The 12,920-nt window shown below is 51.8% G+C and carries 11 protein-coding genes; 8 read left to right on the top strand and 3 right to left on the bottom strand.

Features of this window, described 5'->3' with window-relative positions; all coding sequences use genetic code 11:
• Positions 1–43 precede the first annotated feature (43 nt).
• Complete coding sequence (locus IQ268_RS11570; RefSeq protein ID WP_193878660.1) at positions 44–883, bottom strand: DUF2996 domain-containing protein; 840 nt, start codon at positions 881–883, stop codon at positions 44–46.
• 205 nt (positions 884–1,088) lie between these two features.
• Here IQ268_RS11570 and IQ268_RS11565 point away from each other — a divergent pair, with 205 nt between their 5' ends.
• The 4 genes from IQ268_RS11565 (at position 1,089) to IQ268_RS11550 (ending at position 3,748) form a co-directional block, all read left to right on the top strand.
• Positions 1,089–1,349, top strand: a complete 261-nt coding sequence (locus IQ268_RS11565; protein ID WP_193878658.1) for a MoaD/ThiS family protein — start codon at positions 1,089–1,091, stop codon at positions 1,347–1,349.
• Positions 1,350–1,614: 265 nt separating this feature from the next.
• Positions 1,615–2,922 carry a threonine synthase gene (gene thrC, locus IQ268_RS11560; RefSeq protein WP_193878656.1) on the top strand — a complete coding sequence of 436 codons (1,308 nt, stop codon included), beginning with the start codon at positions 1,615–1,617 and terminating at the stop codon, positions 2,920–2,922.
• Between the two features lie 121 nt (positions 2,923–3,043).
• The gene (locus IQ268_RS11555; protein WP_193878654.1) at positions 3,044–3,319 is read left to right on the top strand and encodes a MoaD/ThiS family protein; all 276 of its coding nucleotides are present in this window, start codon (positions 3,044–3,046) and stop codon (positions 3,317–3,319) included.
• Positions 3,320–3,358: 39 nt separating this feature from the next.
• Complete coding sequence (locus IQ268_RS11550; RefSeq protein ID WP_193878652.1) at positions 3,359–3,748, top strand: hypothetical protein; 390 nt, start codon at positions 3,359–3,361, stop codon at positions 3,746–3,748.
• Positions 3,749–3,834: 86 nt separating this feature from the next.
• Here IQ268_RS11550 and IQ268_RS11545 read toward each other — a convergent pair whose 3' ends face one another.
• Positions 3,835–4,266: a universal stress protein gene (locus IQ268_RS11545; protein WP_193878650.1), complete on the bottom strand. Its 432-nt coding sequence runs from the start codon at positions 4,264–4,266 to the stop codon at positions 3,835–3,837.
• Positions 4,267–4,277: 11 nt separating this feature from the next.
• The gene (gene hisD / locus IQ268_RS11540) at positions 4,278–5,594 is read right to left on the bottom strand and encodes a histidinol dehydrogenase (RefSeq protein ID WP_193878648.1); all 1,317 of its coding nucleotides are present in this window, start codon (positions 5,592–5,594) and stop codon (positions 4,278–4,280) included.
• A 232-nt stretch (positions 5,595–5,826) separates the two neighbouring features.
• Here hisD and rpsT point away from each other — a divergent pair, with 232 nt between their 5' ends.
• From rpsT to IQ268_RS32865, 4 genes are all read left to right on the top strand, one after another.
• A complete protein-coding gene (gene rpsT, locus IQ268_RS11535) occupies positions 5,827–6,132 on the top strand; it encodes a 30S ribosomal protein S20 (protein WP_193878646.1) in 306 nt (101 codons plus the stop codon).
• Between the two features lie 126 nt (positions 6,133–6,258).
• Positions 6,259–7,110 (top strand): TatD family hydrolase, encoded by an 852-nt coding sequence (locus IQ268_RS11530; RefSeq protein WP_193878644.1) that lies wholly within the window; start codon positions 6,259–6,261, stop codon positions 7,108–7,110.
• Positions 7,111–7,545: 435 nt separating this feature from the next.
• Entirely contained in the window at positions 7,546–10,890 is a 3,345-nt protein-coding gene (gene rpoB / locus IQ268_RS11525) for a DNA-directed RNA polymerase subunit beta (protein WP_228035276.1), read from the top strand.
• 103 nt (positions 10,891–10,993) lie between these two features.
• The gene (locus tag IQ268_RS32865) at positions 10,994–12,868 is read left to right on the top strand and encodes a DNA-directed RNA polymerase subunit gamma (protein WP_193878642.1); all 1,875 of its coding nucleotides are present in this window, start codon (positions 10,994–10,996) and stop codon (positions 12,866–12,868) included.
• Positions 12,869–12,920: the final 52 nt, after the last annotated feature.

Here is a 12,920-nt window from a genome sequence, read left to right as displayed (position 1 = left end):
GGCTGACTATACAAGCTAGCCTTAGCGCTCCCAACCTTCTACTTCAATTACGAGAAACAGCCGTGTTCAGCCACTTTTGGCCGTTAAGACGCTGAATCGTGTAGAGCAACAGTAAATCAAGCGTTACCCGTCGTTCGTCAATCATGAACGATTCCAGAATGCTTGGTTTTGCTCCATAATCGGCGGCACAGAAGAACTTAGGGCCGCTGATATCCTCTTTCATGAAACCAATGATGAACAGGTGCTTGTCCGCACGCAGTTTGCCAATGACCTGCCAGCAGTCTGTGTCGTCCACACCCCGAATCGGCAATTTTTGCTTCTCAAATTTGAGGTCTACTCCCTCTATTCCCTGCTTTGCCAACATCTTCTGCAAGTTGGGAAGGTACTCTTGCGTGATGAATTCAGGGAAGGGTTTGTCTTCTACAGCCGGAGGCTTTTCTTTCTTTGCGGCTCTGGCTGGCGGAGAATCCCCATCCCCAGATGCTTTTGCAGCCGCTTTTTCCCTGGGTGGCTTATCTGCCCTGGCGGCGGCGGGTTTAGCCTTTTCTTCAGAATCCGGTTTATTAGCCTCAGGTTCAGGGGCGGGTTTGTCTAGCTTTGCCGATCCGGCTTTAGGCTCTTGTTCTGGGCCGGTGGGTTCTGCATCAGGCTTACCAGCAGAGGGAAGATCCGTGGCAACAGGCTCATCGGTACGGCTAGCGTGTGCCTGAGCAACGTCAGGAGTGCCAGCTTCCCCGGCAGTTGGATTGGCAACCTGATTGGCGCGATCGCTTTCAGCCGGATCATCACTCGGTTGTCCAGCTAAATTCTCAGCTTTGTCCGAAGCCGCATCGGGAGCGCTAGCTTCTTCGCCCTTGGGATTTTTTGCGTCTTCTTCTGCCATTGTTGAAGTAAGTCCTCACATTGGTTTGACAGCAACTCACATCGCCCGATGGCCTGGGACGAGTTAGGCGTGAGCCAGGGTTAGACTCCCTGTATGTTTATAGTAACTGGGTTCTCCAGCACAACGTCTTGGCAAGTGACCCAATTTTTGCCAGCAGGCCGTATTCTGCTCGATGCGGCATTTATATCCAGTGAGATGGCATTCCATGTCCGATCCGACAGTCACAGTCACAGTCAAACTATTCGCAGCATATCAAGAAGCGTATGGCGTGCCAGAACTGGTTCTAGATTTGCCCCGTGGCAGTGCCGTTAGCGATGTGCGCGATCGCCTCCTGGCAGATCACCCCGAACTCGAACAATGGCGCGACGTGACTCGCTTCGGCATTAACCTCCAGTTTGTTGAACCGGATGCTGTGCTTCAGTCAGGAGATGAAGTGGTTTTAATTCCGCCCGTCAGCGGCGGCTAAGCATCAGTAGAAATGGAGGCGGCATTCGAAACACCTCTTTGCTGAACATTGGCTCCACACCTCTATAGAGATTTATAGATTAGTTCTGTCGCCGGATTGAACGTTGGTTAAAGCGACCAAAAACATACCCGACAATTTTTGTCGGGTATGTTTGACCGGGTTTTGTCGCCCGTGCTACTATTCCTCAACAGTTAGGAAAAACCATTCCAAATTTTGTATCTGAACTAATTTTTACTCGTTGAACTGCTGTTGAGAGACTTCACCCATGACCCAGGCGACCCAAGCGACAACCCCAACCCAATCGGCGGCAACCTTTACCGGATTGAAGTGTAAAGAGTGCGGTGCAGACTATGAAGCAAAAGCGCTGCATGTTTGCGAATTTTGTTTTGGCCCCCTTGAAGTGGCTTACGACTACAGCGCCCTCAGCCGCACTGTAACTCGCGAGACGATTCAGGCTGGCCCCAACTCAATCTGGCGCTATCGTCCGTTTCTGCCTGTTCAAACCAATAACCCGATCGATGTAGGAACGGGTATGACTCCGCTGGTGCAAACTAACCGCCTGGCTCGTCGCCTGGGTCTCAAGCGGCTTTACATCAAAAATGATGCGGTCAACATGCCCACCCTTAGTTTTAAGGATCGGGTGGTTTCGGTAGCGTTGACGCGCGCGCGCGAGTTAGGGTTTTCAACCGTGTCCTGTGCCAGCACCGGAAACCTGGCCAACTCAACCGCCGCGATCGCCGCTCATGCTGGTTTAGAGTGCTGCGTGTTTATTCCTGCGGATCTAGAAGCAGGCAAGATATTAGGAACGCTGATTTACGGGCCTACCGTCATGGCGGTTCAGGGCAACTATGACCAGGTCAACCGCCTCTGTTCGGAAGTGGCAAACACGCATGGGTGGGGCTTTGTCAATATCAACCTGCGCCCTTACTATTCCGAAGGCTCAAAAACGTTGGGATATGAGGTTGCGGAACAGCTCGGCTGGCAGTTACCCGATCACATTGTGGCTCCCCTGGCGTCTGGGTCGCTGTTCTCCAAAATTCACAAAGGCTTTCAGGAATTTATTAAGGTTGGGCTGGTCGAAGACAAAACCGTCCGTTTTAGTGGCGCTCAGGCTGAAGGCTGTTCTCCTATTGCTCAAGCGTTCCGTGAAGGGCGCGACTTTATCACCCCCGTTAAGCCCAATACGATCGCCAAGTCGATCGCCATTGGCAACCCAGCCGATGGAATTTATGCCGTTGATATTGCCAGGAAAACGAACGGAAATATTGAATCGGTCACGGATGCGGAAATCATCGAGGGCATGAAACTGTTGGCCGAAACTGAAGGCATCTTCACGGAAACGGCAGGCGGAACCACGATCGCCGTCCTCAAGAAGCTAGTAGAAGCAGGCAAAATTGACCCAGAGGAAACCACCGTGGCCTATATTACTGGCAACGGATTGAAAACTCAGGAAGCGGTTCAAGGCTACATCGGCGAACCTCTGACGATCGAACCCAAGCTAGACAGCTTCGAGCGGGCATTGGAACGGGCGCAAACCCTCGATCGCCTGGAATGGCAGCAAGTTCTTGTCTAAGGTTTCAGGCAAATAGATAGCGGTGGTCGGCTGCCTGTTAGGTTCTTCTTCCCCGCTATCTATTTGTCCTTATCGTTTTCGGTTACTGAGTCCTATCGTTCATCACTCGCTACAGATTCTCATGGCTGTTAAAGTTCTGATTCCAACCCCGCTGCAAAAATTTACCCGCGACCAGGCCACTGTTGAATGCAATGGCGGTACGATTAACGAACTGCTCGATTCTCTGGAGCAGAGCTGTCCCGGCATTAAGGCACGCTTGTGCGACGACAGCGGCGAGTTGCGCCGTTTTATCAATTTTTATGTCAATAGTGAAGATATTCGTTTTCTAGAGGGTAAAAATACTGCTCTGCAAGAAGGCGATGAAGTCAGTATTGTGCCAGCCGTAGCGGGAGGCTAGTCTACACTGAAGAAGTGAACCGTATCACTTCATCGAACTATGCTGGGCACTTTTCAACAGAGCCATTTGCGAATCGAGGTTGACGCACCAGAGCAAAAGATTCGAGACAGTCTGCTGTGTCCAGGCGATTTTCAGCAATGGCTTCAACTGCAGCGCTTTTCCCCCGGACTTCCCGAACGTCTCCGGGTGGGTACTGTGTTTACAAGCTGGCTGGGGCCTATAGCCGTTCAGCATCATGTCGAAATGGTCGAACCCAACGGTTTACGCCTGATCATGAATCGGGGAATCGACGGGTTCCACGAATGGTACTGGGGCGAGGGGTGGGTGCAATCTCGGCTGGAAGGCGTTTCGTTGCTGCCGCTAAATCTGGGGCAAACGGTCAGTTTGCTGAATCTACGGCAGTTTCTAACCCGTTCTCAACCGCTTTAATACCTGCACATGGTTATCGCAAAGTGCATCAGTTTCGCACTGATGCACCGTTTTGACTGGATACGAAACCAGGTCGGCTTTGCTGCCTAGTGCTTAACCACCAGAACAGAACAGTGGGCATCGGCCACCACCTGGCTGCTCACCGAGCCTTGAATCACGCGATTCAACCCAGTCAACCCACGGCTGCCAATCACAATCAGGTCTGCCTGATGGATGTTTGCCAGTCGAACGATCTCATCCGCCGGATCGCCGGTCACTACCTCAACTTTGCTGGCGCAGGGTAACTGGGATTGGTAGGCTTGCAACTGTTCGATATGCCGTTGCGGCAGTTCTTCAATCTCAGCCGGAGGGCGATCGCTCACAATATCAGGATTTGCCGTATTTACAACAACATGGGCTAAAACCACTTCAGTGGTTGGCTGTAACTGAAGCTGAAATAGCGTCTGCACAATCTGTTCTGATGATTCCGAACTGTCCAGCGCAACTAAGATGGTTTCAAATTCAGCCGATGTGGTCACATTGCGAACCTCTAAGCTTCTGCGTCCAAGGTATCACCCTGAACCCGAAGCTGGACGGAATCAGCATGAGAAATTAGCCCTTCTGCTTTCGCCAGCACGTCGATCGCCCCAGCCACTTGATCTAGCGCCTCTGGAGAATACTGAATCAAGCTAGAGTGTTTCATAAACGTTTCCACGCCCAACGCCGAGGCATAACGAGCTGAGCCAGAAGTTGGTAGGGTGTGGTTTGGCCCAGCCAGATAGTCTCCAACGGCTTCAGGTGTCGAGCATCCCAGGAAAATAGCACCAGCGTGGCGAATCTTCTCTAACAGTCCCCAGGGATCGGTGACTTCCAGTTCTAGATGTTCTGGCGCAAATTCATTAGACAACTCAACCGCTGCATCTAGCGAATCTACCACCACCACCAGACCATAATGGGCGATCGCCTTTTCGGTCAGCATGCGGCGGGGATGGTTCACCAGTTGTTGCTTCACCTCAGCCACTACTTTATTCGCTAGAGCCGTATCGGTTGTAAGCAAAATAGCGGCGGCCATTGGGTCATGTTCTGCTTGAGCGAGTAAGTCTGCCGCTACATGAACAGGGTTTGCCGCTTCATCGGCAATAACCAGCACTTCCGACGGTCCCGCCAAAGAGTCGATGCCCACCGTCCCGTAAACCAGCTTTTTGGCAAGCGTGACGTAGATGTTGCCTGGCCCAGTAACCACATCCACCTTGGGAATGGTTTCCGTTCCATAGGCCAAGGCAGCGATCGCCTGCGCTCCTCCTACCCGATAAATTTCTTGCACCCCAGCCTCCTGAGCCGCCACCAACACAGCAGGATTGACAGACTTATCCGGCCCAGGTGGCGTTGTCATCACAATCCGAGGCACCTTCGCCACTCTGGCAGGAATGGCATTCATCAGCACGGTACTGGGGTATGCAGCCCGACCACCCGGCACATATAGCCCTGCCCGGTCAACAGGCGTATACCGCTTGCCTAAGACGACTTCAGCATCCTCAAAGCGCACCCAGCTTTTGGGTACACGTTGACGGTGAAACGCCTCAATCTTACGACAGGCCAGCCGGATTGCATCTAGCAGTTCCTTAGAAACCTGTTGATAAGCTGCATCTAGCTCTGAACCGCTCACGCGCAATTCTTCGGCTGTCAGCGTTAGCTGGTCATATTCTTCGGTATAGTGAAGTACGGCTCGGTCACCCTGACGCTTGACGGCCTGAATCACCTCCCGAACGGTTGCCTCTTTGTGGACAACCTGGTCGTCATGAGTGCGATCGCAGATTCGTCGCAGTTCAGCTAGTGCCTCAGCTCGCTGAGTAATAATTCGCAGCATCGCTTCATCAAATTAAAAACGTGAGTCCGTAGGTTAGCTGGAGTATTTGTTGTGTCCCAGTCATATCATCACCGGACTGACCTGTATCTTTCTAGCTTAACCTGGATTTTCCAAGGATTATGTATTGCATCGGCTGTTGCAATTATGAACTCCTCTGTATTTTGGCAAGATCATTAGCTAAAATAATAGACTGCTAGAAATAGAAAACATTCCTGAGATTTAGAGAGTAACCGTGGCAAATATCAAATCTGCGATTAAGCGTGTCCAGATTACAGAGCGCAATCGTCTGCGTAACAAATCCTACCGGTCAGCCGTCAGAACGTTGATGAAGCGGTATTTTGCTGCCGTTGACGCTTACGCAGCCAACCCTAGCGACGAATCGATGCAGCTAGTACAGGCAGAAATGTCGGCGGCTTACAGCAAGATTGATAAAGCAGTGAAAAAAGGCGTGCTGCACCCCAACAACGGTGCCCGGAAAAAATCGCGGCTGGTGAAAGCGCTAAGAATGAAACAGGCCAGCGCTCAAGCTGCATCCTGACGGTTGACGCTAAACTAGAAAACATAAAGATTTATCAGGAGCGCTTACTCCTATTTGGGTCTTTGTGGCTGTCTTCTTCCAGCTTCATCGTTGTACAACCGCCCGAGTACTAGCCGCCTGAGCACTATGCAGCTAATTGACACTCACGTTCACATCAACTTCGACAGCTTTCAGGCCGATCTGGAAGATGTTGCTCAAAACTGGCGTGATGCAGGGGTGGTTCACTTGGTGCATTCCTGCGTGGAGCCGTCTGAGTTTGAGCGAACGCAGGCGCTGGCCGACCGTTTCCCAGAACTCTCGTTTGCGGTTGGGTTACACCCGCTTGATGTTGAAAAATGGACAGCGGATTCGGCTGCACAGATTCTATCGTTCGCAATGTCCGATGCCCGTGTGGTCGCGATCGGTGAAATTGGCCTGGATTTTTACAAAGCCGAAAATCAAGACCAGCAAGAGTCGGTATTTTTAGCCCAGCTAGCGATCGCCAGACAACTCGATCGTCCAGTGATCATTCACTGTCGAGACGCAGCAGCACGAATGGCGGAACTGATGAGGTCATTTTGGGCTAACCACGGAGCCGTTCAAGCAGTGATGCACTGTTGGAGCGGCACCCCAGAGGAAACCCAATGGTTCTTAGATCTAGGCTGCTACATCAGCTTTAGTGGCATCGTCACGTTTAAGAACGCGAAGCAGGTGCAAGAATCAGCCAGGGGTGTGCCAGACGATCGCCTTTTAATTGAAACCGATTGCCCCTTTCTGGCTCCGGTTCCCAAACGGGGCGAACGGCGTAACCAACCGGCTTATGTCCGTTATGTGGCTGAACAGCTTGCTCAGCTTCGTCAAGTGCCTCTGGAATCGATCGCCGCTCAAACTACCGCTAATGCCTGTCGGCTCTTTGGGCTAACGTTGCCAGAAGCAGGCCGTCTGACGTTAGACGATCTGACATTGGAGGGACAACCCGCCCTGGTAACACCGTCTTAGGACAGACACCCTCGGTACCAGCAGCCAGCGATGACTTTAGCTCGCCTTCCCAAACGCGTTACCACAGATCGAGTTACTTGCGGCATAATGTAAAGAAGGTGTAGCCAGTCGTAACTTAACCTGCTAAACTCGATCGTGCTTTTCTCCAAAAGTTGGTTTTACTGAACAAGCCGTATTGGCCGTATTGATAGAGACAAAACGTTGGACAGTTAGCTATCCAGCATTTCTAGTTCTGGTGTCTTTCTCTGAGTTCCGATCGCTAGCATTGAGCCTCTCTAAAAGTTTTATTCAATATTTCCATCTGCCATTCCCTGCATTTCCAAGCATGGCTCTTCAGTCCTCACCAATCGAGGGCTGAAATTTTCCGTTGACAGATTTTTGCCCACACCGTAACATCAGGGACTTGCCCTGAGCGTGACCCGTTTGAGGAGACGCATGACTAACTTAACCCAAGCAGCCTTAACCCAAGCAGCACCCGCCCAAGCCGTATCTGTTCAAACGCCCCCGGTTTTTACACTGCCAGATTTAGTTGAAATTCAGCGAGCCAGCTTTCGTTGGTTTCTGGAAGAAGGTTTAATCGAAGAGCTGGACAGTTTTTCGCCCATCACTGACTACACTGGAAAGCTTGAACTTCACTTTCTTGGTAAAGACTATAAGCTTAAACGTCCTAAATACGACGTTGATGAAGCGAAGCGTCGGGACGCGACCTACGCTGTACAAATGTACGTTCCTACTCGCCTAATCAACAAGGAAACGGGAGAGATTAAGGAGCAAGAGGTTTTTATTGGGGATTTACCCCTGATGACCGATCGCGGCACCTTCATCATTAACGGTGCTGAACGGGTAATCGTCAACCAGATTGTGCGTAGCCCTGGGGTTTACTACAAAGCCGAAACCGACAAAAACGGACGACGCACCTACAACGCCAGTTTGATTCCCAACCGTGGCGCATGGTTGAAATTTGAAACCGACAAAAACGATCTGGTTTGGGTGCGTATCGACAAAACTCGCAAGCTGTCGGCACAAGTCTTACTAAAGGCATTGGGCTTAAGCGATAGCGAAATTTTCGACGCGCTGCGCCATCCAGAGTATTTCCAAAAAACCATCGAGAAAGAAGGTCAGTTCAGCGAAGAAGAAGCGCTGATGGAACTTTACCGGAAACTCCGTCCCGGTGAACCTCCGACGGTTTCTGGCGGGACGCAGCTCCTGGAATCACGCTTCTTTGATCCCAAGCGGTATGACCTTGGCAAAGTGGGTCGCTACAAGCTCAACAAAAAACTTAGACTCAACATTACAGAAACGACCAGGGTTTTGACACCGCAAGACATTTTGGCGGCGATCGATTACCTGATCAATCTGGAATTTGACATTGGTGGCGTAGACGACATCGACCACTTGGGCAACCGTCGGGTGCGATCGGTAGGTGAACTGCTACAAAACCAGGTTCGAGTCGGTCTCAACCGCTTAGAGCGAATCATCCGCGAACGGATGACCGTATCCGATGCGGATTCTCTAACACCTGCATCCCTGGTCAACCCCAAACCGCTGGTGGCGGCAATTAAGGAGTTCTTTGGCTCCTCACAGCTTTCCCAGTTTATGGATCAAACCAATCCACTGGCTGAATTAACCCACAAGCGTCGTCTTAGCGCCTTGGGTCCTGGTGGTTTAACTCGGGAACGAGCTGGCTTTGCGGTTCGAGATATTCATCCCTCCCACTATGGTCGCATCTGTCCGATTGAAACACCAGAAGGACCCAATGCTGGCTTGATTGGTTCCCTCGCCACCCATGCTCGCGTCAACGCCTATGGTTTCATCGAAACGCCGTTCTTCCGAGTAGAAAGCGGCAAGGTGTTGAAAGATCAAACGCCTCTGTATATGACAGCCGATGAGGAAGATGATCTTCGCGTTGCACCTGGCGATATTCCAATGGATGAAGAGGGCTACATTCTGGGTGAGCAGGTTCCGGTGCGCTACCGTCAGGACTTCACCACCACCACGCCCTTAGAAGTAGACTATGTTGCTGTCTCGCCCGTTCAGATCATTTCGGTGGCGACATCGCTCATTCCCTTCCTGGAGCATGACGATGCTAACCGAGCGCTGATGGGATCGAACATGCAGCGACAGGCGGTTCCCCTGCTGCGGCCTGAGCGTCCCCTCGTTGGTACCGGGTTAGAGGCGCAGGCGGCACGCGACTCTGGCATGGTAATTGTGAGCCGCACGGCTGGAGACGTAACCTACGTTGATGCCAACACGATTCGCGTGCGCGACGAACAGGGCAAAGATCACCAGTATTTCCTTCAGAAATACCAGCGATCGAACCAGGATACCTGTCTAAACCAGCGACCTATTGTGTTTGCAGGCGATCGCGTCGTGGCAGGCCAGGTGCTTGCCGACGGTTCAGCTACCGAGGGCGGTGAACTGGCACTTGGGCAAAACATTCTGGTCACCTACATGCCGTGGGAAGGCTACAACTATGAGGACGCAATCCTCATCAGTGAGCGCCTGGTTTACGACGATGTTTACACCTCAATTCACGTTGAAAAATACGAGATCGAGGCTCGTCAAACCAAGCTTGGGCCTGAGGAAATTACCCGTGAAATTCCTAACGTTGGGGAAGATGCACTGCGCCAGCTAGACGAAACAGGAATCATTCGGATTGGTGCGTGGGTTGAAGCTGGAGATATTTTGGTAGGTAAGGTCACTCCTAAAGGGGAATCTGACCAGCCGCCTGAAGAAAAGCTGCTGAGAGCAATCTTTGGCGAAAAAGCTAGAGATGTTCGAGACAATTCACTCCGTGTTCCGAATGGTGAAAAAGGCCGTGTGGTTGACGTGCGTGTCTTTACACGGGAGCAAGGAGACGAATTGCCGCCGGGTGCCAATATGGTCGTTCGAGTCTACGTTGCCCAAAAGCGCAAGATTCAAGTGGGCGATAAGATGGCTGGTCGTCATGGCAATAAAGGAATTATTTCCCGCATTTTGCCAATCGAGGACATGCCCTACCTGCCGGATGGTACTCCGATCGACATCGTGCTCAACCCGCTGGGTGTCCCTTCTCGGATGAATGTAGGCCAGGTGTTTGAGTGTCTGCTGGGATGGGCAGGACATAACTTGGGGGTTCGCTTCAAGATGATCCCCTTTGACGAAATGCACGGTGAAGAAGCTTCTCGTCTCACCACCCACGCCAAGATTCAAGAAGCCCGAGATCTGACGGGGCAAGACTGGGTCTACAACCCGGATAATCCTGGCAAAATCCAGGTGTACGACGGGCGGACGGGTGAACCGTTCGATCGCCCTGTCACCATTGGCAAAGCGTACATGCTGAAGCTGGTTCACCTGGTTGATGACAAGATCCACGCTCGTTCAACCGGTCCTTACTCACTGGTGACTCAGCAACCTCTTGGTGGTAAGGCTCAGCAGGGAGGCCAGCGCTTCGGTGAAATGGAAGTTTGGGCACTGGAAGCCTTTGGTTCCGCTTACATCTTGCAAGAGTTACTGACGGTTAAATCAGATGACATGCAGGGACGCAACGAAGCGCTCAACGCCATTGTGAAGGGCAAGGCTATTCCTCGTCCGGGAACGCCAGAATCCTTCAAGGTGTTAATGCGTGAGCTTCAATCGCTCTGTTTAGACATTGCAGCTCACAAGCTGCAAACCCAGGAAGATGGCACCAGCCGTGATGTTGAGGTTGACTTGATGGCCGATGTTAGCGCTCGACGAACCCCATCTCGTCCAACCTACGAGTCAATTACTCGAGAGGAGATGGAAGAAGTAGAAGATTAGCCATCTGTTGCGATCGCCCCTGGCCATCAGCATCGTGAAAGCGTCTGCTGATGGCCGCACCAGCTTATGTGTTATTGCCAGCGTAAAGAGGAAAGAATTAGCGATGCCAAAGCTCGAACAGCGATTTGACTACGTCAAAATTGGTCTGGCATCTCCGGAGCGAATTCGCCAGTGGGGAGAACGTACCTTACCCAACGGCATGGTTGTCGGGGAAGTAACCAAACCTGAAACCATTAACTACCGGACATTAAAGCCAGAAATGGATGGCCTGTTCTGCGAACGGATTTTTGGGCCAGCAAAAGACTGGGAATGCCACTGCGGTAAGTATAAGCGGGTTCGCCATCGGGGAATTGTGTGTGAGCGTTGTGGCGTAGAAGTGACTGAGTCCCGCGTACGCCGCCACCGCATGGGCTACATTAAGCTGGCCGCACCTGTGGCTCATGTGTGGTACCTCAAGGGGATTCCCAGCTACATGGCTATTTTGCTAGATATGCCGCTGCGGGATGTTGAGCAAATAGTATACTTCAACGCCTATGTAGTCCTCAGCCCTGGTAATGCGGAGAACTTATCCTACAAGCAGCTTCTCACTGAAGATCAGTGGATTGAGATCGAGGATCAGCTTTACAGCGAAGATTCTCAACTGACGGGGGTTGAAGTTGGAATTGGTGCGGAAGCACTGCAACGGCTACTGCAAGACCTGGAACTCGAAAAGGAAGCAGAGCAACTCCGAGAAGAGATTGCAACGGCTAAAGGCCAGAAGCGAGCCAAGCTGATTAAGCGGCTGCGTGTGATCGATAACTTTATTGCCACCCAGTCTAAACCAGAATGGATGGTGCTGTCGGTGATTCCGGTGATTCCACCCGACTTGCGCCCAATGGTGCAACTTGATGGAGGCCGTTTTGCGACCTCCGACTTAAACGACCTCTATCGTCGCGTCATTAACCGTAACAACCGTCTGGCAAGGCTTCAGGAGATTCTAGCGCCTGAAATCATTGTTCGTAACGAGAAACGGATGTTGCAAGAGGCTGTGGATGCGCTAATTGACAACGGTCGCCGTGGACGGACGGTGGTTGGTGCTAACAACCGCCCGCTGAAATCTCTATCCGACATCATTGAGGGTAAGCAGGGTCGGTTCCGCCAAAACCTTCTGGGTAAGCGGGTAGACTACTCTGGCCGTTCGGTGATTGTGGTGGGTCCAAAGTTAAAGATTCACCAGTGCGGGCTGCCCCGTGAGATGGCGATCGAACTGTTTCAACCGTTCGTGATCCACCGCCTGATTCGTCAGGGCATGGTCAACAACATTAAAGCGGCCAAGAAGTTAATTCAGCGAGGCGATCCAGCCGTTTGGGATGTTCTTGAAGAAGTGATTGATGGGCACCCCGTCATGCTCAACCGAGCACCGACTCTGCACCGTTTGGGCATTCAAGCATTTGAACCCATTCTGGTAGAAGGTCGGGCGATTCAAATTCATCCGCTGGTTTGTCCAGCATTCAACGCTGACTTCGATGGCGACCAGATGGCGGTTCACGTGCCGCTCTCTCTGGAAGCTCAGGCGGAGGCAAGGCTGTTGATGTTGGCTTCTAATAACATCCTGTCTCCGGCAACCGGCAAACCGATCATTACGCCGAGTCAAGACATGGTCTTGGGATGCTATTACCTGACAGCCGAAAACCCTAAGGCTGAAAAGGGAGTAGGACGCTACTTCTCAAGTTTGGAGGATGTGATTGTTGCCTACGAGCAAAAGATCATCGACATCCATGCCTATATCTGGGTGCGGTATGACGGTGAAATCGAAACGGACGAACCAGACGTTGAACCTATCGAGACTCAGCCAGCAAATGACGGTACGGTTACAAAACTCTACAAGTTCCGTCGCGTGCGCGAGGATGCCGAAGGCAATGTGATTTCGCAATATGTGAAAACAACTGCCGGACGCATTATCTACAACAAGACAATCCAGGATGCCCTGGTTAGCTAACGAGACGGTCAGCATTGGCCTGCATGGTGGGCTGATGCTGACCGCTAACGGC

It is taken from the genome of Oculatella sp. LEGE 06141, from assembly GCF_015207605.1.
Lineage (GTDB): Bacteria > Cyanobacteriota > Cyanobacteriia > Elainellales > Elainellaceae > Oculatella.
Note: the sequence above shows the minus strand (reverse complement) of the source record. Positions and strands in the feature narration are given on the sequence as shown.

Excerpts from the sequence above, each read along its gene's own strand:
- IQ268_RS11570 (WP_193878660.1), bottom strand. The coding sequence starts at position 883 with ATGGCAGAAGAAGACGCAAAAAATCCCAAGGGCGAAGAAGCTAGCGCT.
- IQ268_RS11565 (WP_193878658.1), top strand. The coding sequence starts at position 1,089 with ATGTCCGATCCGACAGTCACAGTCACAGTCAAACTATTCGCAGCATAT.
- thrC (WP_193878656.1), top strand. The coding sequence starts at position 1,615 with ATGACCCAGGCGACCCAAGCGACAACCCCAACCCAATCGGCGGCAACC.
- IQ268_RS11555 (WP_193878654.1), top strand. The coding sequence starts at position 3,044 with ATGGCTGTTAAAGTTCTGATTCCAACCCCGCTGCAAAAATTTACCCGC.
- IQ268_RS11550 (WP_193878652.1), top strand. The coding sequence starts at position 3,359 with ATGCTGGGCACTTTTCAACAGAGCCATTTGCGAATCGAGGTTGACGCA.
- hisD (WP_193878648.1), bottom strand. The coding sequence starts at position 5,594 with ATGCTGCGAATTATTACTCAGCGAGCTGAGGCACTAGCTGAACTGCGA.
- IQ268_RS11530 (WP_193878644.1), top strand. The coding sequence starts at position 6,259 with ATGCAGCTAATTGACACTCACGTTCACATCAACTTCGACAGCTTTCAG.
- rpoB (WP_228035276.1), top strand. The coding sequence starts at position 7,546 with ATGACTAACTTAACCCAAGCAGCCTTAACCCAAGCAGCACCCGCCCAA.
- IQ268_RS32865 (WP_193878642.1), top strand. The coding sequence starts at position 10,994 with ATGCCAAAGCTCGAACAGCGATTTGACTACGTCAAAATTGGTCTGGCA.